Consider the following 23,336-nt stretch of genomic DNA (forward strand, 5'->3'; position numbering starts at 1 on the left):
TTAAGCTAAATCAATCGATAGCGGAAATAGGCTATGTTGGAATTGCACTGCGACGAAGCTATCTAAAATCGAAATTGACTTGAAGCGCTTTGCTCCTAGTTCGCAAACCTTTTTATTCTCAAAGTTCACCTCACTAAGGTGTATAAAAATGACAATGATTAGCATTTGCAATAATGGATTTGTCATCATATCATTTGTTGCTAATTTGTTAATGGTTAAATCAACTATAAAAATGGATGCTGAACTAACTGAGTCAACTCGCAAAAGTGTTTTTACGAGCATAAAAAGTCGTAACTTCGCTGGTGTGTTAATGGCTTTTCTGACCTGCGTGATGTTAGTACCTGGGATGACGACTTACTTACCTTTTAGTGCTGCCGACCAAATCGGTGTGCCAATTCTATTATTTCCTTTTATTTGGACTGGCCTCTGCCTATATAGCTATATGGCCGAAAAAGCGTGGCAACCATGGGCATTAATGATCACCTTATCGGTCAGTCATGGTGTGCTCTCTTATCTCGCCTTAACAGGGTAAACAAGGGAACAGGAACCTCAGTAAATGAAAAGTAAATCAATCAAAAAACTCTACACCTTACACAGTTGGGTTGGCATTATCACAGGCATTCTGTTGTTTGTTATTGCCTTTACTGGCGCGGTTTCGGTATTTGGTCGACCTGAAATTAAAATTTGGGCGAATCCTGAAATTCGTACTTTAGCTCAAGTTGATACGGCAAAAGTTGAACAATTAGTCGCTGAATATGCGACCCAAGTACCCGAACATTACCAAGAAGAAATACTAATATTTCTGCCACGAGTTGGCGGTAATAAGCATCTAGCGATTATTTTTGAATCCCATCATGGTGAGCCAATTACATCAGATGACGCAGGTATCGATGGCACCAAAAGCGAACAAGGTGAACAAGCCAAGCAGAAACATAGCCCACCTGTCGGCACTTCATTTGAATTCGATCCGCGTAGCTATGAGCTGGTGCGCGAAAAGTCTGGGTTAATGTCGGAGATTTTCGCCACCTACGAATCAGATATGGCAGATTTTATTGTCGATTTTCACGCCGACTTACACCTTGGTCGCCCCATTGGCTTATTAACCACTGGTGTGCTTGGCCTTACCATGATGTTATCTATCGTTACGGGAATATTTATTCACCGTAAAATTCTTGGTCAGCTTTTTACGTTTAGACCAAGAAAAAGCTATAGCTTGATGCTTAATGACGGCCACAAAGCGATTGGTGTGTGGGGGCTGTTATTTAACTCTGTGATCGCATTTACAGGCGCATTTTTAGGCTTAGCTGTGGTTGTTTTAGTACCGGCTGCGGCATTTGTGTCATTTGGCGGTGATCAAGAAAAGCTCGTCGAAACCTTTACCGCTATCCCTGAACCCATTATTCAAAATATTGAGCAACCAACGGCGATTGGTTCAGCATTTGATCATGCCTTTGAACTACACGACGAAGTCATTGTCCGTTCAATGACCGTAATGGGCTATGGTGATGCTAGTGCCAAAATGTATGTCGGTATTGCTGGCGGGCAGAATATTGCCGCGCAAACCGCTGTTTATCAAGCTGGAGGGGAGTTTGTAGAGCGCTATAGTAACTTTGGCCGCATCGAAGGGGTTACAGGCAAAATACTCGATATTATGTACCCACTACACTTTGGTAATTTTGGTGGCATTTTAGTGAAAGCAATTTGGGCTGTACTTGGTTTAGGAACAGCGTTGCTGCCGTTGACCGGATTGATGTTGTGGATGGAGCGTGGCGTTAATGCGGCTAACCCTCGTTGTTCAATGAAAACTTACCAACGCTTTAATCGATTAATTGTCGGCAGTTGTGGCGGCCTTGTGGTAGCGACTATGTTGTTATTCCCAACTCAAATGATGATTAAGTTTGGCATGGGGAATAACGATGTTGGTAGCATCATCGGCTGGCCATTTTTTATCAGTTGGTTAGCAATTATAGTGGCGGCATTTCTGGTACCTTGTGAAAAGCACTTTGCGCGCCAGCTAGCTTATGTAACCGCAGCATTGCTTATCGCCGTATTACCGATTGATTTATTGGTCACAGGCACCAAAAAAATCAGTGAACTAGCGGCAGGTCATTACTTAAGTTCTGGTATTGATCTAGTTTGCTTAGTGCTCGGTTTATACCTGTTTAAGCTGATGAAAAACTTCCCTAAACCACAAGCTAGCACAAACGCAACGTTGATTGACCAGATTGTTGCTAATCGGGCTAGTGCTAAGGAGACCGTTTAAATGACGATTATTGCAATATTAGTCACGTTTTTTGGCTTATTAATGGCAGATGAAAGCGGTAAGTTAACAGCGAACATCGTTAAGCAGCTAGTGTCTGTGCTAGCTTTGGTAGTGGCAACTGTATTGCTTTGTTATCATTTCGGCACATTGCGCGGAGTGTTTGTTTTCCTTGGGGTCGCAAGTGTATTGGGCACTTTATTGACCTTATTTAGAGCAAAACTCATCAATAACTCAGCACATATTTCGTAATACTTAGCAGGTAAATTTACTAAACCTGCTGATACTCAAACAATATCTGCATCATAAACCACAGCAACATAAACGCCAGTAACATAAATGTTACTGGCTATCTTTCCAAATAATCACAGCGAGCTTATCGCTTTCTCATTGTGAACATTGGTCGATAATCACTCGCCGCATACCTTTATTGTTAACAATAACCTATTGATAATTATTGTGATATTAGAGGTCAGATGTGAATTTAATGTTATTCATTGAAAATAGAATGTAAACTTTCAGTACTGTTTACGAAGAATAGTCACGGAAGGTTTAATCGTAAAAAAATGTAAATAAATTGAAATAAAGTGTATTCATTGCCGTTCAATTTTCACACATGTTAAAAAGTTGAGTAACGATTTTGCAGTTGTACCGTGTATTGTTGACTAGTGTTGTATCTATCAGTATCACACTGTCGGGTTCTTTACTGGCGAACCCATTGTTGAAAGAACAATTTAAACGTCCAGACACCATTCCATTTCCTGCCGATAATCCTTACTCAGTGCAAAAAGCCGCGCTGGGCAAAATGCTTTTCTTTGATCCAAGGCTAAGTAATAACCGCAATATGACCTGTGCAACTTGTCATAATCCTAGCTTTGGTTGGGAAGATGCAACAGCGCGTTCAGTTGGGGATCAAAACACTCAACTTGATCGTCACTCTCCTAGCATTATCAATGCCGCTTGGGGCGATCGATATTTCTGGGATGGCCGAGCGGCATCGCTAGAAGAGCAGGCCAAAGGGCCAATAGAAAGTGCGGTTGAAATGAACTTGCCATTACCCGAGGCAGTCGCACGCTTATCGCAAGTGCCGCAATACCGCACTTGGTTTGGTCGAGTGTTTGGCAGTGAAGGTATTACCGCAGATACGATCGCTAAAGCAATCGCAACATTTGAGCGCACCATTGTTTCTGGTGAAGCCCCCTTCGATCGCTGGGTAAATGGTGATGAATCAGCCATTAGTCCGGCTGCAAAACGTGGTTTTGACTTATTTGTTGGTAAAGCAAAATGTGTTGATTGTCATTCCGGTTGGAATTTTACCGATATGCAATTTCACGATATCGGCCTACCAGGTAATGACTTAGGTCGTGGCCAATTAACTGGCAATGTGCAAGAGAATTTTGCGTTTAAAACCCCTAGCTTACGCAATATAGGTCAACGCGCGCCATACATGCACGACGGTCGTTTTGAGAATTTAACAGGCGTTATTGGTCATTACATCCCTGGTGGTGTAAAGCGTCCAACGCTGTCGACAAAAATGGTGCCTATCGCGCTGTCAGCTCAAGATATTACCGATCTTGAGGCGTTTATGCTGACACTCACCGGCGAAGATACCGCCGTTAGCCTTCCTACCTTGCCTTATTAAGACGTTTTCACGGAGCAATCATGACAATTAAATCGAAACTGCTATCGAGCTTTATCGTGATAATTATGGCCTTTGGTACGCTAGCGGTCTATTTGGTTTACCTACTATTCCAGCAAGGCCAACAAACCATATACGCGTTCCATCAGCCACTTCAAGCGGTAGTCAGTAGCCAGACCGCTGCCGATAAATTTAAACAAGCGGCGGCGCTTGCGGATAATGTGCTAGCGATGACAATGCCAAGTGATAGCAATTCAGTTATCACTAAGTACCAAGCGCTCAAACAAGAATTTAATCAAGCGGTTGATAACGCTCAAGCAAATGCATTGACCGATAATACACGTGGACTTGGGCAATCATTACTCGCTTCATCACTCAATTGGTTTGAGCAAACTGAGCTGCATTTATCAGCCTCAGGTCACCAATCATTGCAAGACATGCGACTGCTGCGTCAGCAACAAACCGAAATTGCGCAAATGTTAACTGAATTTGCGCAACAAACGCTTGAAGATGCTGCGAAAATCGCTGATGACGTTGAGCAGGCGACTGAGGGTGAAGTACAAGGCTCGATAATCGTTTTATTAGTGTTCACATTGGCAGCCTTGTTTGTTTCGTTTTACCTAACGAAAAATCTACTTCGCCCGATTGATGGCCTTAAAGACGCGGCAATTGCGTTATCACGTGGTGATGGCGACTTAACGCGTCGCCTCGTTAACAATGATAAAGACGAAATCGACGCGCTCAGTAAAGAATTTAATTCGTTTATTGATAAGGTGCAGCATATTGTCAGTGAGATAGCGGGCTCAGTTATTCATACTCATGGCAAGTTATCAGAATTTTCTCGCATTTCTGATAGTACCCAACAAGGCACAGAGCAGCAAAAAGTAGAAATTGAACGTGTTAACGAGTCGATTAGCCAAGTGCTGACGCTCGGTTCACAAGTCACAGAATCAAGTGAGTCGGCGCAACGTCAATCTGACGAAATCGTTGATTACACCAAACAAGGTGTTGAACTTACTGAGCAAAGTAATGAACGCATGGCCTTGCTGACCGAAAAAGTCGAAGCTGCCAGCGACGTTATTTTCTCCTTGAGTAATTCAAGCGGCGAAATTAACTCGGTCATCGAAGTTATTCAGGTTATTGCCGATCAAACGAATTTACTTGCACTAAATGCTGCGATTGAGGCTGCGCGAGCAGGTGAAGCAGGGCGAGGATTTGCTGTGGTTGCAGAAGAAGTACGCGCGCTGGCGATAAAAACGCAAGAATCTACAAGTAGCATTCAACAAACCATTGCCAAAGTGCAAGGTATGGCGAATGAAGCTAAAGACTTGATGGAAGTTGGCCGTGATCAAGTTCATTCTTGTCGAGAGGTGAATTTGTCACTGACGGATTCGTTATCACAAGTGCTCGACAAACTAACTGAAATTCAACAGGTTAATGGCGAAGTAGGGCGCTTTACCCAAGAGCAGGAATTGGCGGTGAAAGAAGTTAATGAGTTCTTGAATCGCATTACGCTGATAGCCAATGAAACTGCGAAAGACAGCTTAAGTTTGAAAGATAATAGCGTTGAAGTATTAAGTGCGATTGAGCACGTTAATGCCAATGTATCGACCTTTAAACTAGCCTAGTTTAAAGCGTTTCAATATTTATAACCTGTCATATTAACCTAACTAGCCAACCCAGCTTACAAGGCTGGGTTGCTCTACTAATTTAACCAACTCAACTGATTTTCGAAAATCCAACTTACGAAAATCTAATTGATAAAAATCACTCGTTACAAATGCTGTGACTAAGCCTTACCTTCCTCTTGAGCTCGGCGCAACACTTGCTCTATAAATTGCCACTTACCTTGCGTGTAACGCTCTCTGTCTTCTGGATATTGTATGGCTAACTGTCGCTTTAGTTTGGCGTATTCAATTGCTACTGACTGATGTGCTCGCAGGTAATCGCGAAAGAGGGTGCGCTCATGCCAAAGCGGACTTTGATAGGGGACTAAGTGTAAATGGTGGGTGCGAATTTCTGGCGATGGCTTGCAAAACCAATGCATCACTTCAGGCTTGTAAGGGTAATAGCAGTAGCCGCTGTCGACTAATACTTGAATAGCATCTTGAGCATGATTTAGTGACTTCACACCAACCATGATATCAATCACAGGCTTGGCCGTTAATCCAACGATGGAAGTGCTACCGACATGTTCAATGGTGCCGCAAAGCCAATGGCTAACAATGCGCTCGATATGTTGTTTTTCGACGCTAAATAATTGTGGCCAGCGAGCGTCGTAATCTACTATTTCAATCAACTAAACCTCTTGTCATGCTAAAAAATTCTTACTAGCTTGTATGTGCTACCGCTTATGATTTTTGCCGCATTTGTAGCGAATCACAACCGTTATTGTTAAACGCACCTTACAAAAAATGCAGATAAATTACACAAATTTTTAAACCTTTTTAATTCGCCCCGCTACTTACCCTTTGATTGTTCTTTTTAATTCAAATTTCGGGAAAGCGTTGTGAAAATTGCAGACACTAGCGGACAGGATGTCGTCCTGACGCCAAAATCCAGTAAAAAAACGTGGTTAGTAAGCGGTTTATCCGTTGCCATAATTCTTGTTTTATTTTTCTTAGCAGCTCCTGCGATCAGCAGTTGGTCATCAGGTGAAGCCAGTATTGCGCGCGACAGGCTGCGTATCGCCACCGTTGAACGCGGCGACTTGGTCAGAGATTTATCTGTGCAAGGGCGAGTCGTTGCCGCGGTTAGCCCAAGGCTTTATGCAACAGGGCAAGGCACAATTACTTTTTCTGTTGACGCCGGCGATGAAGTTTCTAAAGGTCAAGTATTGGCGAGTATCGACAGCCCTGAATTAACCAATGAGCTGAAACAAGAGCAAGCGAGCCTAGAGCAGCAAAAACTCGAACTCGAACGACAAAAAATTCAGGCAAGAAAGCAGGCGCTAGAAGACCAAAAGTCAGTAGACATGGCTAAAGTCACCTTAGTGGCGGCAGACCGAGAAAAGCGTCGTGCAGACAAAGCCTACGAATTTAAATCCATCAGCCAAATTGATTTCGAAAAAGCGCAAGACGATCTACAAAACGCGCAGTTTGTTTTTCAACACGCAGAGCAAGACGCTGCGCTGAACGCCGAAAGCTTAGCGTTTGAGATTAAAACCAACCAACTGCAAGTTGACCGCCAAGCGCTTTTGGTTAAAGAGCTGCAGCGTAAAGTTGATGAGTTGATACTGCGCTCCCCCGTAAGCGGCATCGTGGGTAACTTGGCAGTAAAACAAAAGAACCAAGTTAGCCGCGACCAACCTATTCTAAGCGTTGTTGATTTATCTGAATTTGAACTCGAAGTGTTTATACCCGAAAGCTACGCCGATGATCTAGCCATTGGTATGGCCGCTGAGGTAACAGTTAATGGCGAAACGTATGCGGCTAACTTAGTTACTATCTCGCCCGAAATCGAGAACAATCAAGTAACTGGGCGTGTACGTTTTGCCGCCTCCGATACTTCACAACCACCTGGCCTGCGCCAAAACCAGCGCTTAACCACTCGTATATTGATGGAGCGAAAAGCTGATGTGCTAATGGTGCGCCGTGGTCAATTTTTAGAAAGCTCAAGCGGACGATTTGCCTTCAAAGTTATCGGCGATAGCGCTGAAAAAGTGGCAATTGTCACCGGTGCACGCAGTTTGTCTATGGTGGAAATTAGCAGCGGCCTTGCTGTTGGTGACCAAATTATTGTTTCCAGTACTGACCAATTCAACGATGCCAGCAAAATTCTGTTAACGAATTAACTACTTGTTATAACAACAAAAATATTACGCAGGCTGGTAATACGCTTATCAGCCACTGCTCAAAAGAAAACGACATAAGAAGGAAGAATATCATGCTCACCATGACCAATATAAAAAAGGTATTTCGCACTGAGGTAGTCGAAACACATGCACTTCGTGACTTTAATTTACAGGTAAATGAAGGTGAATTTGTCGCCGTAACTGGCCCGTCAGGCTCAGGTAAAACAACCTTTCTCAACATTGCTGGCATGTTAGAAACCTTTAACAGCGGAAGTTATGTGCTTGATGGCGAAGACGTTAGTCACCTCAATGACAATCAGCGTAGCAAACTGCGTAATGAAAAAATTGGCTTTATTTTTCAAAGCTACAATCTGATCCCTGATCTTAACTTGTTCGACAATGTCGATGTACCGTTGCGTTATCGCGGTTTTAACGCCAAAGAGCGCAAGTCGCGGATTGAGGAAAGCCTTGAAATTGTCGGTTTAGCGAGCCGAATGAAGCACCTGCCTTCGCAGCTATCTGGTGGTCAACAACAACGTGTCGCAATTGCCAGAGCTTTGGCTGGTAAGCCAAGATTTTTGCTGGCTGATGAACCAACCGGCAACTTAGATTCTGCGATGGCACAAAGTGTGATGGAGCTACTGAAAAATATTAACAAAGCAGGAACCACCATTGTCATGGTTACCCATGATCCGCACCTAGCAACTCAGGCTACGCGCAATATTTTTGTTAAAGATGGCCAAGTGAGCGATATCGATACCGAGCAAGTTGTGGCAAGTGCGGCAGATGTGGTCGCTATGCCAGCTGCACAAGCTTAGCGGTAGAAAAAACATTCACTAGAGAACATTTACTAAGAAAAATAACAGGAGGCAATATGTTTGGTTATTACCTAAAACTTGCCGTGAAAAGCATTAAAAAGAATGCACTGCTAAGCATGCTAATGGTGCTTGCTATCGCCTTAGGCATAGGGGCGAGCATGACCACGATCACCGTAAACTATTTAATGTCGGCCAATCCCATTCCAGATAAAAGCACTCAGCTTTTTTACGTGCAGGTTGACAGCTGGGATCCGCACAATGCATTTAATGATGACAATGGCGATCCACCCAACCAAATTACTTGGACAGAAGCCAATAATTTGTTCAACGCGCAACAAGCAAGCAAACAAGTCGTGATGGCAAAGTCAGGCGGAATTATTGTTCCTGAGAATCAAGATATTAATCCGTTTCAAGCATCAATTCGTCTAACCACTGGTGACTTCTTTACCATGTTCGACACACCGTTTTTGTTTGGCGGTGGTTGGCAACTTGCGAGTGATCAGCAGCGAGAGCAGGTGATTGTGTTAACTAAGCGCATTAACGATAAGTTGTTTGGCGGTGAGAACTCGATTGGGCGCACGGTATTGCTTGCGGGGCAAAACTACAAAGTTGTTGGTGTGCTTGATACTTGGCAGCCCATGCCGAAGTTCTACGATGTTAACAACGGCGCATTTGATGAAAGCGAAGAAGTGTTTATTCCATTTTTCCTAAAGGAAACCTATGAGCTGCCTAACTGGGGCAACACCAACTGTTGGAAAAGCCCAGAAGGTGAAGGGTTTAAAGCGTTCTTGCAATCTGAGTGTATTAACTACCAGATGTGGGTTCAGCTAAATAGCGAGCAAGAAAAGTCAGATTATCTGGCGTTTCTAAACAATTATGTGAGTGAGCAAAAAGCATTGGGGCGTTTTCCAAGAGACATGAATAACCAATTGCTAGATGTGATGGGCTGGATGGAAAACCAACAAGTGGTAGAAGACGACGCCAAAATGATGATGTGGATGTCGTTTATGTTTTTGGTGGTGTGTTTGCTTAATACCGTAGGCTTGCTGCTTGCCAAATTTATGGGGAAATCAGCCGAAATTGGCTTGCGCCGTGCCATTGGTGCGTCGAAACGCGATGTATTTATACAGCACATTATTGAGGCCGCAACTATAGGTTTGCTCGGGGGCTTGCTGGGCCTAGCGCTGGCAATGTTTGGCTTAGTTGGTATCAAGACCTTATACGGTGACTTTGTCGAAAATTTAGTGTCGCTTGACTGGGTGATGGCATTTACTGGCATTGGTATTGCCATAGTTGCCAGTGTATTAGCGGGTTTATACCCAACTTGGCGAGCATGCAATATTGCACCTGCGACGCAGCTAAGTAGCCAATAGTTGGCCAGCAACATAGAAGCATAAAATAGGAGCAACACAATGCTTACATTAGGACCTATATTTCGCGCCTTGTTGCGCAACAAAGTTGGCGCACTGCTGATAGCGATACAAATCGCCTTTACCATGGCGATTATAGTCAACTCTGTATTTATCATTATTGAACGCAGTCAAGAAACTAAGCGACCCAGTGGCATTGACGAAGCGAATTCGTTTTTCGTGAACAGCAGTGGATTTTCTGAAAACTTTAGCGCCAAAGCGACCATTGAAGAAGACTTAGCCAATATTCGCGCGCTACCTGGGGTGATTGATGCAATTCAGATCAATGCGATTCCGGTGAGTGGCAGTGGCTGGTCAATGGGCTTACAAACCGAACCTGGCGCCGAGCATGACGGCGTTGGTACTGCGGTTTATATGGTTGATGAACGCGGTATTAATGCGCTTGATGTGCAGTTACTCGCCGGTGAGAATTTTAGCGCATCTGATATCCGCTGGCGTGGCAATAGCGCAAGCGACTGGCCGGATAAAATTATTGTGACAGAGGCAATGGCAAAGCGTTTGTTTCCCGATCTAGATTACGCTCAAACTATTGGTAAAACTGTTTATATCAATGACACTGAACCAATGATCATCACTGGTGTTATCGATAAACTCCAAGCACCGTGGGTGGGTTGGAATAACGTTGACAATTCATTCTTATCGCCTGAGTATTTAGAACGCGACTCAAGCACTTATTTTATTCGCACGGAGGATGGCCAGCGAGATGAAATGATGAAGCAAGTTGAGGAATTGCTATCGGCCAATAAGTCTCGTGTCGTGCAAAATATGCGCAGCGTAGACTACGTGCGAGAGCGCAGTTATCGCGGTCATAACGCGATGATTAAAATTCTGAGCACAGTGATCATTACGCTGACCATAGTGACCAGCTTAGGTATTGTTGGTTTAGCTAGTTTTAGTGTTAATCGCCGTAAAAAGCAGATCGGTATTCGTCGTGCGTTAGGGGCGACGAAGGCAGATATTTTACGCTACTTTATGACGGAAAACCTGATCATTAGCGCTTTCGGTGTATTGCTTGGGGCGGCATTAACTATTGGCCTTAATATGGTATTAGTTAACGCTTTGTCACTGACCCCCATGAGTTGGTTCTATATTCCTGTGGGTATGTTGGTGCTTTGCCTTGTTGGTCAAGCCGCAGTATTTGGGCCAGCCCGAAAAGCAACAAGTATCGCTCCGGCAACTGCGACTCGAACGGTTTAATTCGCCAAGACAAAAGTGAGTGCTCGTGTTCAGCGGGTACTCACGCTCCACCTCTTGATATACTTTTTGACATCTAACCCGTATTTTTACGAAATTTTACACGCCAACGCTTATCTTCTAACGCTAATTTATTTATATTGAGGCTCGTTCATTTAGGATTCATGAATTACTCGTTAGAGTGGTTGATATCTTCTCGGTAAGGAATTGTTTTTTCTATGCTTGTGCTTGCAAAGCGACTTTTTATTGCTTGCTCTTTGTTGGTTGTTTCTGGTTGTGCGACATTGCAGCTGAATAACCTATTTCAAGATTACGCGTCACAATTCCAACCTGTTCGGGCAGCACTGTCTCAAGGGAATGTTGCGAGCGCTATTCAACAGGTACCCAAAGCGCATGCAGGCGATACTAATTATCAATTATCGTTAGTCGAACAGGGGCGATTGGCCTTTTTACAAGGTGATATAAACCAAAGTCGTTGGTGGTTTGAGCAAAGCTATCAAGCACTTGAGACACAGCGAAATCAAGCAAAGTTAAGGTTAGGTCAAGGTCTAGAGCGTGTGAATACCTTAGTGACTAATGACAATGCTATCGCTTATCAAATGCCTGCTTATGAGCAAAGTATGATGCATGGTTATCAAGCACTTAATTATGCCTTAGCTCATGACTTGGAAGGTGCGCTGGTTGAAGTTCGTCGCGCCAATCAGATCCAAGAAGCTGCACTAGTCCAATATGAAGATGAGCTTATTGAGGCGAATGCTGAGCAGCAGAATGTTGATTTTAGTTACCTTGATAACACTATGTCGGCATTAACAAGCAAAGCTGGGCAGATAAAAAATGGTTTTCAAAATGCCTACACATTTTATTTATCGGGCATTTTTTATGAAGCGGCTGGCCAGCTTAACGATGCCTATATTGACTATAAAAAGGCGTTAGAAATCTTCCCGGATAATCAATATTTACAGCGAGATGTATTAAGGCTTGGTTCAGTATTAGGGATGAATAATGACCTTGAATACTACAATCAACAGCTTGGTAAAGCTTATGTTAACCAGTTATTAAGCACTAGCGTCCTTGGCAGTAAGAAAGGCAGTAAGAAAGGCGGTCAGAAAGGCAGTGAGAAAGTCGGTGAGCAAAACACTAAGCAAGGCTCGTTAGGTCATAAACAAGGGCAGCTAGTTGTTGTTTATGAACAGTCACTGATTGAAGCTAAACAAGAGCAAGCGGTGCGTTTACCGATTTGGACGAGCGGAGGCGACCCAAGGTTTTACAGTGTGTCGGTGCCTAGCTATGTAAAAGGCTATTCAAATATAAGCGATGGGAATAATAGTGCGTCATCTCGAGCAATTGAACTTCAACTGGGCAAAGAAACATTAACCGCTGAGACCATCGTTAATTTACAAGCGTTAGTTGCTAAACAATTAGCAGAGAGTTTGCCGTCAATCGTGAGTCGTCAAGTGTTGCGTTTAGTGGCGAAAGAGCAAGTGCGAAGAAAGTTAAGCAAAGAGGGCGGTGATGTCGGTAATATTTTGGCTGGGTTGTATAACCTAGCGTCTGAGCGTGCCGATACACGCAGTTGGCTAACACTGCCAGGCGATGTTCAAATTATTAAAGCTGGCCTGCCAGCTGGTGAGCATCAACTTAGCTTTAATCGCAAAAATTTAGCGGCTAATGACACTATGGTCACTATAGCGCCCAATAAAATAACCTTAGTGGTGATCTCAGAAATTGGGCAAGTATGGCAATTCAAACAGGCTGTGCTGTAGCGAGTTTAACTGTTTACCAAAGCTCAAGAAGAAATTTTAAGAAAAACGGAAAGGAATTAACTATGAAAAAAGCATTATTTATTGCATCAGCGTTGTCAGTAATGGCGTTAGCAGGTTGTTCAAGCAAGCAAGTTGTGAGCTATGGTGATGCAACCGCTGTTGAAACAACAGATATCAATTTTGGCTCAACTGATTTACAAACTGTGGCTAATCAGATGACCGACTCTCTCATTGCCTCGCCGATTATTGGTTCATTAACTCAAAACAAACGTCCAGTGGTATTTATTGAGCGTTTAAAGAACAAAACCAGCGAGCATATTGATACGGAATCCATTACCGATTCAATTTCTACTAAAGTGCTGCGCTCTGGCAAGTTCCGTTTTGTTGATATGAGTCGTGTTGAAGCCGTGCGTAAGCAGTTAGATTTCCAACAAACGGGCGGCTTAGTTGACCCAAGTAAAGCGATTCAGTTTGGTCAGCAAGTAGGCGCTGAATATATGCTATATGGCAACTTATCAAGTATTGTTAAAACTAACGAAGATAAGAAAGACGTCTACTATAAATTTACGATGCGTTTAATGGATCTAAAAAGTGGCATTATTGAGTGGGCTGACGAGACTGAAATTCGCAAAACTCGCGAGAAAGCTTCAATCGGCTGGTAGCAGCAGCGTTACTATAAGCTTTAATATGTTGAAAGCATACATCATTGAAAAAGCTAACTAATTAAGAGGTGAGCAAATGAACAATAGTGTGATAATTCGATTTCAGGCATTGTCTTTGTTATTGCCACTGATGTTCGCTAGCATTTTGTTTGTTAGTTTAACGGGAATGGCAAAGGCGAGTGAATACCAACGCAATCAGGCGGTGCCTGTGCAGCAAGTGCTGTTTGGTGAAGTACTCTCGACGCGTCGAATTACTGAGCGGGAAATTCGCGAAGACCAAGCCAATGGTTGGCAGGTATTTGGTGGAGCACTCATTGGTGGCGCGATAGGTTACCAATTTGGCGATGGCTCAGGGCAAGCGATAGCGACCATTTTAGGCTCACTATTAGGTGCCGCAGCTGCTGACAACAACCACTCTCGTAGACAAGAGCGTGTATTAGAGTTGATCGAACTAAACATTCGTTTAGAAGATGGCAGTCAATATATGGTGATTCAAGATTATGATCGCCGTATGTTATTTAGTGCTGGTGATGAAATACGGATGATTTACCTAGCTAACGGCAGTGTGAGAATTGATAAGCAGTTGTAGCTGTCATTATACGAGTTTCACTAATCCTATAGGCTCTCCTAAACCTATTGCGCATAAAAAATAGTGATTAAAAAGTAGCGAATAAAAGCTTTAAGTAAAAAAGCCAGACTAAGTAATTAGTCTGGCTTTTTGCATTTTTTGTAAACTACTACTTTCTAGCGAGATTAGAATACCGTGACTAAGGCAGTGCGTACTAAGCTAGTATCTTCATTAGTTAGCTCATTGTCTTGAGCGCTAAACTCTACTTTAAATGCCGCAGATTCGTGGAAGTCCCAACGCGCACCAATTGTATAGTAGGTGTTGTCTTGCATACGGAAGTTTAAGAATTGACGAGTTAGATCAACTTGTGAAGCTAAAGGCTCTGCGGCACCAACAGGTAGCTGGTCAATAACAGAGTTAACTTCGTTTTCGACCATGCCGTACGTTGCGTGAACTAAAATATCATCAAAACGGTAGCCAATGGTGGCATACATGGCTTCTTCGTTATCGATGGTCATGGTTTCGTAGTTTTGACGTGAGTATTCTGCAATAACTAACCAATTGTTGTAGTCAATTTGAATGCCCACTTCTGCGAAGTCCATGGTATCGTCTTCAACAGTAATCTGCTCAGCAACAAATTCAAACCCTGGTGTGGCGAGCCATGCATTGCCTAAACCATCGGCACGAGAGTTAGGCACGCTTACTTTAGCGGATAAAAATGCTGTATGTAAGGTTAGCCAATCGCGAGTTAAAGTAAGGTTAGCACCGTACATATTGTTGAAATCAACATCGATAAAGTCACCGGCAATATTCATTTCTGTTGTTTCAGCACCGCCAATTACTTGGATGCTTGATTCAAACTCTCCGAATGAGAAGTTGTGGCTGACACTAACACCGTCGTAACTTGAAAACTCGGTTGCGTAAAGTCCTTCTGGTACGGTAATCCAAGGCATCGCATAAGATACGTCAAGGTATTCAGAGTACATAAACAGTGGCGCACGTTGACGACCTACCATTATTGTTGTTTGGTCATTTAAGCTGTAGCTTAAGTATGCCCACTCAAAATCAGTTTCCCAGTCGTCTTCACCACGAGCAATGATTTGAGCTGTTACACTAAGGCCATCGCCTAAATCTGCAGATGTTTGAAGGGCAAACAATGAGTCTTCTTTGAAGTCGACATCATCGTCATAACCCCATTGTGTATCACCACTTGATGCTTTACCTGCAACAATATTGGCAAAACCGTTGAAGGTTAATTCAGCATGCGCTGATGACAGAGGAAGTGCTGCTGCTAAAGCAAGCGTAACAAGAGACTTTTTCATGATATTCCTTTGAATTACATTTATTCGCTCAGTCGCCAATTGAATGGCTGATATTTTGAATTGAGCGATAAAATTAGCTAATAAAATTACTACTTATTGCCAGCACTTAGCTGGCAAAAATTTGTTCGCGCTTTGTGTCGCTTGTTGTTGATAATTTTGTTTTCAATATTTTTGTATTTTCAGATGTCGCTAAGCTATACCGTCACTCAAAACTAATTGTTTTACTGCGCTTTTTCCTAACCATAACCTCTCTTCTGGAGGTTAGCTTGAGCACTTCAATAGTACTTTTATGGTTAATTTTGGCCGCAAGGATTCTAGCGAAGTCATAATGTACTTCGCTGATTTAGTAGATTTAGCGGACTTTGCTAATGCAAGGCAAATTTGTACTAGATTTTGCTAGAAGCTTTTAAGTACTTTGACTGAGCCATCAACACTGCTGGCATCAACATAACCTATGGCATTGGGTGTTGAAGCAACAAAGCTGATAACGTCGGCATCTGAAGCAAGCTCTTTCAGTGGCTTGCCTTTACCCGTGAATAGGCGTTTAGACCAGTAAGCTTTAACTTGTGCGGAAGACTTTTTCAGTACTAGCTTTTCAAATTCGCCACGTGCTTGATTGCCAGCTTTACTATTTACTGCGTTAATGGTTTGGCCATCAGCAAAGGTTTTTAATTTACCAAGGAAAGCACGAGAAATATCACTATCCGATAAGCTATTACCATTGGCAGAATTGACAATAACGGCGACTTCAGCTGAGGCCGCTGCACTCAAACTTAACAACAGTGATAACGATAGGGTTTTTAATAACTTCATAATACTTCCTTAAAATACAGTTACTAACGCAGTGCGAATTAAATTACTGTCTTGATTAGATAAGTCGTTTTCCAAGCGGCTGTATTCAACTTTTAGTGCAGCTGAACTGTGGAAGTCCCAACGCGCGCCTAATGTGTAATAAGAACTGTCTTGTTCGCGGAATCTAAACACTCGCTCAGTCACTGCAGACAAACCATCAAGCTCAGGCGCAATACCAAAAGGCAATTGGTTAATAGCATTGTTAACTTCGTTTTCATCTTGACCGTATGTTAGATGTACCAGCAGGTTGTCGAAACGGTAGCCGCCAGTCACGTACAATGACTTTTCATTTTTTAACGGCATGCTATCGTATTTAACGTGTGTGTATTCACCAATAAACAGCCAATTATTGTAATCGATTTGGATACCAAATTCGGCAAATTTCGTTTCGTCTTCCACTAAAGTGACTTCATCGCCAATAAATTCGAATCCTTGGATTGCGCGCCATGCGTTGCCTAGCTCAGTGGCGCCCTCATCTGGCAGTGAAAAGTCTGTTTGTACATAGGCGCTGCGCAGTGTTAACCAGTCACGTTGCAACGTTAGGCTGACTCCATAGATGTCTTCAAATTCAGATTCAACCATGTGGTCGATGACTTCCACATCGTTTGTCTCTGAGCCAAAGAATGCTTGAACGCTGCTGTCAAATTCGCCTAGAGTAAAGTTGTGGTTAACGCTTAGCCCGTCAAAGCGAGAAAGTTCAAGGTCGTAAACACCCTGTGGTGGCGTGATCCACGGGTAAGCGTAAGAAACGTCTAAGAAGCCTGAATACATGTAAAGCGGTGCACGTTGACGACCCGCTAAGATACGTGTGTTTTCTGTTAGGTCATAGCTTAAATATGCCCATTCGAACTCGGTATCCCAGTCGTTTTCACCACGAGAGATAATTTGTACTGTCGCGCCAATACCTTTACCTAAATCTGTTGATGCTTGCAGCGCAAATAAAGAATCTTGCTTAAAGTTAACATCATCGTCGTGGCCCCATTGGCTATCACCACTTGAGGCTTTACCTGCGACAATATTTGCAAATCCGTTAAAACTCAACTCTGCTTGAGCAGAGGATAATGGCAGGGCAGCGGTTAACGCTAGCGCGAGCAAAGATCTTTTCATAATTTACCTATTTACTTCTATGCCACAGTAAATCAATTAAAGTGTTCACTTGTGGCAAAACTAAGTGAGTTAGAGAAGACAGGTTATTTGTCTTCTCTGGAATTTTAAGGAGGTGAATTATACTGAAAGCGCTTTCTAAAAATAGGGCTAAAATGTTCAAAAATTGATTTAAAACAATGTAAATCAATGACTTGTTATGGCGTTGTTAATTTTGTGCGGTGGACTTGTAAAATCTATGTATCAACTTGTAATCGACTAGTGTCAAAATAGCTAAGGTAATTATTATTTATTCTTCTCTTGTTAGAGGAATATTGAAGTTGATATGAACTTAACTGCTAAATTTGTTGTAATTGCTTATTGGTAGGGAGTTTGTGCTGCTCTAGCTGTGAAATTCTACTTCAACTAAATTGAATTTAATTTAGTACAGAGAATGCTAAAAAAAGGGCATAAACTAGTGTAGGTTTATGCCCTTGAATTTAAGAAACTCTAACGTTAACTCAGTTAGTCGTTAAAATGTTTTAAGTACTTTTACCGAACCGTCAACCGCACTTGCATCAACATAACCAATGGCATTAGGAGTTGAAGCAACTAGCGATAGCACTTGTGCGTCTGCGTCTAACTCTTGAAGTGGTTTGCCTTTACCCGTGAATAAACGCTTAGACCAGTATGCTTTTACTTGTGCCGGCGACTTCTTCAGCACTTTTTTCTCAAATTCTACGCGTGAGTCGCTATTTGCTTTACCGTTAACGGCTTTAATAGTTTGGCCGTCTGCAAAGTTTTTTAGCTTGCCCAAAAATGCGCGTGAGATATCGCTATCTGACATAGTATTTGCATTCGCTGGGTTAACAATTACGGCAACATCAGCAAAACTAGCATTGCTTGCAAAGAGTAGCGCCGCGATAGAAAGTGGTTTGATAAACTTCATCATCGTATTAACGTCCTATCTTAAAATACTGTGACAAGTGCAGTGCGCACTAAGCTGGTATCTTGATTCAATAAATCGTTGTCAAAACGCGTGAATTCAACTTTAAATGCCGCAGAGTCATGAAAGTCCCAACGAGCGCCTAGTGTATAGTAAGAAGAATCTTCGCGTTGTGCATCAAGTACTTGATTAGTAAAACCTACTAATTGATCAAGTTCAGGAACAACACCTGAAGGTACACCATTGGTAACGCTTGCTGGAGTTTCTTCATCTTTACCGTAAGTTAGGTGTACTAATACATCATCAAAGCGGTAACCAATCGTCGCGAACATTGACTCTTCATCACCTAGTGGCGTGCCTTCGTACGTGTTATCAACGTATTCTGCGATAAATGACCAATTGTTGTAGTCAATTTGAACGCCAAATTCTAAGAATTCACCTCTGTCGTCATCTAGGGTTAAGTCAGCGACGACTTGCTCAAAGCCTGCGTTAGTCCATGAGTTGCGCAGTGGGTCTAAAATAGGTAGCGAGAACGATAAGTTAGCGGTAAAGTAACCACCACGTAGGGTTAACCAGTCGTTATTAAAGGTTAATGCCGCACCGTAAATATTTTCGATTTGTGTATCAGTAACTTCAACACCACTTACCACTAAATCTTCTGAATTAGAGCCGTAAATAGCGTGAATACTTGAATCAAACTCGCCTAATGTGAACGAGTGAATTGCACTAATACCGTCAAAACGCGTGATTTCAAAATCATAAACGCCGTTTGGTGGAGAAATCCAAGGGTATGCGTATGACACGTCTAAATAGTCAGACAGCATGTAGATCGGCGTGCGCTGGCGACCGGCAAGGATACGGGTATTGTCATTGAAGCTGTAGGTTAAGTATGCCCACTCAAAATCAGCTTCCCAATCATCTTCACCGCGAGCAATAATTTGTGCGGTCGCAGAAAGACCTTCACCTAGGTCTGAGCTTGCTTGTAGAGCGAATAGTGAACCTTGTTTAAAATCAACGTCATCGTCATAGCCCCATAGCGTGTCGCCGCTTGATGCTTGACCAGCGACAATGTTGGCAAAACCGTTAAAACTAACTTCTGCTTGCGCAGCATTGGCAGATAAAAGGGTGCATAGCACACTGCTTAAAAGTGCTTTTTTCATGAGTACCTTTGTGTTGTATAGCGTTGTAAAGAGTTGTAATTCGAGTTTTCGAATGTGCCGTTTAACTTGGCGTTAAACGCATGATTATTGAAGAGTTGACTTCAGCAGCTTAAAAGAGCTGTGATTTAAAGAAAAACTTTCAAAAAAAATCGCCCCTTGCACTAAAAGTGCAAGGGGCGATTCTCAATTAATATGATTTATATTGCAAGTTAAACTGTAACTGAGTTGTTATATACCATTAATATTTGTTATTTAAAGCCAACTAAAAGTATTAACTCTTGTAACTTGATCAAGCTGCTAGGGTTTAAATAATAGCTAAACGTTAAATTGCTTAGTCACACCTTCCAGTTCGCCTGCTAAATCAGCAAGTTTATCACTTACTTGAGCGACATCGTTTGATACTTGCGTTGCTTCGTCAGCACAGCTTTGAATATCTTCAACATGACTTATCATCAGGCTAGATACTTGATGTTGTTGCTCAGTTGCCGTTGCGATTGCACCGTTCATATCGTTAATAATGTTAACTTTATCATTGATCGCAATTAAGCTTTCGCCTGCCTGATGAGCAGAATCAACACTAGTATTAACGCTTGCACAGGAGCTTTCCATTTTAACAACCGCTTCACCCGCAGCAGATTGCAACTGTGCCAGCATTTGGTTGATTTCCTCCGTAGATTCTTGCGTACGTGATGCCAGGCTGCGAACTTCATCAGCAACTACCGCGAAACCTCGACCTTGTTCACCAGCACGAGCAGCTTCAATTGCGGCATTAAGCGCTAGTAGGTTAGTTTGCTCGGCAATTCCTTTAATCACATCAAGCACTACATTTACACGCTCTGTATCTTGTTGCAGTTGATTGATGGTTACCGCTGAGCTTTCAATATCAACAGCTAATGTTTGAATTTGCTTAACCGTTAACTCAACGACTTTGCGACCATTTTCTGCCTCATCACTTGCTAATCGTGCTGCTTCAGCAGCGTCGGCAGCATTGTGGCTGATGCTAGCAATGCTTTGGCTCATTTCTTCTACTGATTGGCGAGATTGAACAACACTTTCTGTTTGGCGAGAAAACGCTTGTAATGACTGATCTGATAAACCTTGAATTTGGCTTGACGTTTGCGCGACAGGTGTAGCCGTATCAACTACATCTTTAATAACGGTTTGCAGTTTCTCGATAAAACTATTAAACCAAAAAACTAAATCACCAATTTCATCTTTACTACTGGTTGATAAACGCACGGTTAGGTCGCCGTTTTCTTTGGCAATATCCTGCATAGATTCAATGATGCTGTTTAAGTTGCGGTAAATCGCATTAGCAATTGGGACAGCCACAAGGAAGAGTACAAAAATGGTAATAGCACCGACGATTAAACCCATTGTACTTGTGGTGCTAGCACTTTTCGCGGCACTATCAAACGCATTGCTAAAGCTGTCGTAGCGTTCGCTTTGAAACTTCTCTAATTTGGCGTGAACAGTATCAAGTTGCGCGGTCATTTGCTTTGATATTTCGCCAATTTTTTCAAAATCTGCGCTGCCATCCACTAGCTGGCTTGATAGCTTGTGGCCAGTGGTGAAATAGGCGTTAAAGTCGTCAAGAATATTGGTCAGTTCTTGTGCAGATTGAGGGGCAACTCTTTTACCCTCATTGATACCCGCTCTGAATTCGTCAGCAAGGCTAGCAGCAGTATCAAGTAATTCTTCTTCGCCTAAAGTAACCGCGTTACCCAGATTTTCTGTGATTTTATCTAATTTTACTAAGTTGCGGTCTGCACCTTGTAACAGTTGATAATCAACTTTATAGGCTTGCTCCAACTGATCAACAGTATTATTCATCGACAATATGCTGATTGCTAAATACAGGCAAAATCCAATCATACCCACTAATGGGATAAGTAAGACTTTTGTTCTTATAGAAATTGATTTAATTGAAATCATATTTTTTTGTACTGCCTTGTTATTGTGTTTAATTCTGACAAAAATTGGCTAAGGTTAAATAATAATCAAATAATTAGAGTAATTACGTAACAAAGTGTAGTTAGGCGAACTATCCATGAGGTGAAATGGCAAATGCAGTTTAACGTAAGCGCTTACCATCTTTGCTTGATCTACATCATCTATCAAGAACGATATTATACGGATAACATTTCATTGCACGATAAATTTTATAAAATAGAATAACTTGGGTGAATAATGCACATTTCGACTGATTCTTGGTCAGTGTTAATTGGCAGAGGATACAAGGTATTAACATTAGATTAAAAATAGTGCATTTTACGGAAAATCGTCCGATGGTTAGGTTTTTGTTAATGAGATGTTGTAACAATATTGCTACTTTGTGTTTAGCCAATTTGACGAAAAGGTTACTAGCAGATTAGCTCTTTGGTAAACAAAAGGCTCTTATCGATTGGATTGTAAGATGGTGTGATTAGCGAAAGGGGATAGCAACAAAGATTAAAGTCCCGTGATGCAACTAGTTGTAATGTAAAGAGCTTATGTAATGATGAATGCGGCTGTATTGATAAAATGAAACCTAATGGGGTCACCATTAACAATACAGCCGATTATTTTGGCCAAATTACTTTGGCAGATTAAGTCGATATTAGAATACAGTTACTAGTGCAGTGCGCACTAAGTTTGTGTCTTCGTTGGTCAAGTCACTTTCTAAACGGCTGTACTCAACTTTAAATGCAGCCGATTCGTGGAAGTCCCAACGTGCGCCTAAGCTGTAGCTTTTTGAATCTTCAGTACGGGCATTGAATACACGCGCAGTTGTTGCTGACAATTCGTCAAGTTGCGCGTTAATACCGTAAGGTAACTCGTTAACCGTTGGGTTGGCGTCATTCTTATCACGACCATAAGTTGCGTGTACAAGTACATCATCAAAACGGTAACCTACGGTCACATATAAAGACTCTTCAGTATCAGATGCTGATTCATCAAAATCAGTGTGGGTGTATTCACTGATAACAAGCCAGTTGTTGTAGTCAATTTGTAAGCCAGCTTCAACGAATTGTGCTTGGTCATCTTCAAGCATTAATTCAGTACCTACATGTTCAAGCCCTGGTACTTGGTTCCATGCTTCGGCAATTGCTGTGCCGATCGGGTGAGGCATAGAAATGTCAGTTGAAATATAGGCAGCGCGAAGTGTTAACCAATCGCGGTTAAACGTCGCATTAAAGCCGTGAATATTGTCAAAAGTTGAGTAAATGTCGCTGTCTAATACCAGTACATCACGGCTTTCTGAACCGTAAATTGCTTGTACGTTGGTGTCGAATTCACCCAGGCTAAATGAGTGGCTAATACTCGCACCATCAAAAGAAGTAAACTGCAAGCTGTATACGCCTTCTGGTGGTGTAATCCAAGGGTAGGCGTAAGACACATCAAGGTAACCAGAGTAGATATATAAGTTGGCACGCTGACGGCCAAGAATGACGCGGGTCTCTTCACTGATATCATATGCTAAGTAAGCCCATTCAAAATCAGTTTCCCAATCTTCTTCACCGCGAGAGATTAATTGCACGGTAGCACTAAGACCTTCACCCAAGTCAGCTGTTGCTTGCAAACCAAATAATGAATCTTGTTTAAAATCAACATCGTCATCATAGCCCCATTGTTCGTCGCCACTTGATGCTTTACCTGCGACAACATTGGCAAAACCGTTGAAGTTTAATTCTGCGTGAGCGGAAAGTGGAAGTGCTGCTGCTAGAGCGAGCGTAACAAGCGTTTTTTTCATGTACTACCTTACTGCTTATCTTGTTGTTTATTGAAAATGCAAAATGATGCTTGAGCTTGAGTCGATGGCTGCGTAAAAACGGGTATGCATCTGCGCGATAAACTGGTGACTTG

At 42.4% G+C, this 23,336-nt stretch carries 20 protein-coding genes; 12 read left to right on the forward strand and 8 right to left on the reverse strand.

What is annotated here, in order from left to right:
* Positions 1–148: 148 nt before the first annotated feature.
* From ACSLUR_RS06435 to ACSLUR_RS06455, 5 genes are all read left to right on the forward strand, one after another.
* Complete coding sequence (locus tag ACSLUR_RS06435; protein ID WP_448552834.1) at positions 149–532, forward strand: hypothetical protein; 384 nt, start codon at positions 149–151, stop codon at positions 530–532.
* Positions 533–556: 24 nt separating this feature from the next.
* Entirely contained in the window at positions 557–2,263 is a 1,707-nt protein-coding gene (locus ACSLUR_RS06440) for a PepSY-associated TM helix domain-containing protein (protein ID WP_448552836.1), read from the forward strand.
* Complete coding sequence (locus tag ACSLUR_RS06445; RefSeq protein ID WP_448552838.1) at positions 2,264–2,512, forward strand: hypothetical protein; 249 nt, start codon at positions 2,264–2,266, stop codon at positions 2,510–2,512.
* A 388-nt stretch (positions 2,513–2,900) separates the two neighbouring features.
* Entirely contained in the window at positions 2,901–3,902 is a 1,002-nt protein-coding gene (locus ACSLUR_RS06450) for a cytochrome-c peroxidase (protein WP_448552840.1), read from the forward strand.
* A gap of 20 nt (positions 3,903–3,922) precedes the next feature.
* Positions 3,923–5,527, forward strand: a complete 1,605-nt coding sequence (locus tag ACSLUR_RS06455) for a methyl-accepting chemotaxis protein (RefSeq protein ID WP_448552842.1) — start codon at positions 3,923–3,925, stop codon at positions 5,525–5,527.
* A gap of 161 nt (positions 5,528–5,688) precedes the next feature.
* Here ACSLUR_RS06455 and ACSLUR_RS06460 read toward each other — a convergent pair whose 3' ends face one another.
* Positions 5,689–6,198: a GrpB family protein gene (locus ACSLUR_RS06460; RefSeq protein ID WP_448552844.1), complete on the reverse strand. Its 510-nt coding sequence runs from the start codon at positions 6,196–6,198 to the stop codon at positions 5,689–5,691.
* Positions 6,199–6,408: 210 nt separating this feature from the next.
* On the opposite strand from ACSLUR_RS06460, the gene ACSLUR_RS06465 reads away from it, so the two are divergent.
* The 7 genes from ACSLUR_RS06465 to ACSLUR_RS06495 all read left to right on the forward strand — a co-directional run bounded on the left by ACSLUR_RS06465 (position 6,409) and on the right by ACSLUR_RS06495 (position 14,148).
* The gene (locus ACSLUR_RS06465; protein WP_448552846.1) at positions 6,409–7,692 is read left to right on the forward strand and encodes an efflux RND transporter periplasmic adaptor subunit; all 1,284 of its coding nucleotides are present in this window, start codon (positions 6,409–6,411) and stop codon (positions 7,690–7,692) included.
* Positions 7,693–7,784: 92 nt separating this feature from the next.
* Complete coding sequence (locus ACSLUR_RS06470) at positions 7,785–8,510, forward strand: ABC transporter ATP-binding protein (RefSeq protein WP_115999934.1); 726 nt, start codon at positions 7,785–7,787, stop codon at positions 8,508–8,510.
* 56 nt (positions 8,511–8,566) lie between these two features.
* Complete coding sequence (locus tag ACSLUR_RS06475; protein ID WP_448552849.1) at positions 8,567–9,883, forward strand: ABC transporter permease; 1,317 nt, start codon at positions 8,567–8,569, stop codon at positions 9,881–9,883.
* Positions 9,884–9,922: 39 nt separating this feature from the next.
* Entirely contained in the window at positions 9,923–11,137 is a 1,215-nt protein-coding gene (locus ACSLUR_RS06480; protein WP_115999936.1) for an ABC transporter permease, read from the forward strand.
* A 215-nt stretch (positions 11,138–11,352) separates the two neighbouring features.
* On the forward strand, positions 11,353–12,897 hold the full coding sequence (locus tag ACSLUR_RS06485; RefSeq protein ID WP_448552852.1) for a COG3014 family protein: 1,545 nt from the start codon (positions 11,353–11,355) through the stop codon (positions 12,895–12,897).
* A gap of 62 nt (positions 12,898–12,959) precedes the next feature.
* A complete protein-coding gene (gene lpoB / locus ACSLUR_RS06490; RefSeq protein ID WP_448552854.1) occupies positions 12,960–13,559 on the forward strand; it encodes a penicillin-binding protein activator LpoB in 600 nt (199 codons plus the stop codon).
* Between the two features lie 76 nt (positions 13,560–13,635).
* A complete protein-coding gene (locus tag ACSLUR_RS06495; protein ID WP_448552856.1) occupies positions 13,636–14,148 on the forward strand; it encodes an outer membrane lipoprotein in 513 nt (170 codons plus the stop codon).
* Between the two features lie 164 nt (positions 14,149–14,312).
* Here the strand turns inward: ACSLUR_RS06495 and ACSLUR_RS06500 are convergent, their stop codons facing one another.
* The 7 genes from ACSLUR_RS06500 to ACSLUR_RS06530 form a co-directional block, all read right to left on the reverse strand.
* A complete protein-coding gene (locus ACSLUR_RS06500) occupies positions 14,313–15,449 on the reverse strand; it encodes a porin (protein WP_448552858.1) in 1,137 nt (378 codons plus the stop codon).
* A 396-nt stretch (positions 15,450–15,845) separates the two neighbouring features.
* Positions 15,846–16,262 carry a type 2 periplasmic-binding domain-containing protein gene (locus ACSLUR_RS06505; RefSeq protein ID WP_448552861.1) on the reverse strand — a complete coding sequence of 139 codons (417 nt, stop codon included), beginning with the start codon at positions 16,260–16,262 and terminating at the stop codon, positions 15,846–15,848.
* Between the two features lie 9 nt (positions 16,263–16,271).
* Positions 16,272–17,408 carry a porin gene (locus tag ACSLUR_RS06510; protein WP_448552862.1) on the reverse strand — a complete coding sequence of 379 codons (1,137 nt, stop codon included), beginning with the start codon at positions 17,406–17,408 and terminating at the stop codon, positions 16,272–16,274.
* A 508-nt stretch (positions 17,409–17,916) separates the two neighbouring features.
* The gene (locus ACSLUR_RS06515) at positions 17,917–18,336 is read right to left on the reverse strand and encodes a type 2 periplasmic-binding domain-containing protein (protein ID WP_448552864.1); all 420 of its coding nucleotides are present in this window, start codon (positions 18,334–18,336) and stop codon (positions 17,917–17,919) included.
* Positions 18,337–18,353: 17 nt separating this feature from the next.
* The gene (locus tag ACSLUR_RS06520) at positions 18,354–19,490 is read right to left on the reverse strand and encodes a porin (protein ID WP_448552866.1); all 1,137 of its coding nucleotides are present in this window, start codon (positions 19,488–19,490) and stop codon (positions 18,354–18,356) included.
* A 315-nt stretch (positions 19,491–19,805) separates the two neighbouring features.
* Complete coding sequence (locus ACSLUR_RS06525) at positions 19,806–21,323, reverse strand: methyl-accepting chemotaxis protein (protein ID WP_448552868.1); 1,518 nt, start codon at positions 21,321–21,323, stop codon at positions 19,806–19,808.
* Positions 21,324–22,089: 766 nt separating this feature from the next.
* On the reverse strand, positions 22,090–23,223 hold the full coding sequence (locus ACSLUR_RS06530; protein WP_448552871.1) for a porin: 1,134 nt from the start codon (positions 23,221–23,223) through the stop codon (positions 22,090–22,092).
* Positions 23,224–23,336: the final 113 nt, after the last annotated feature.

This window comes from Thalassotalea montiporae, from assembly GCF_053485855.1.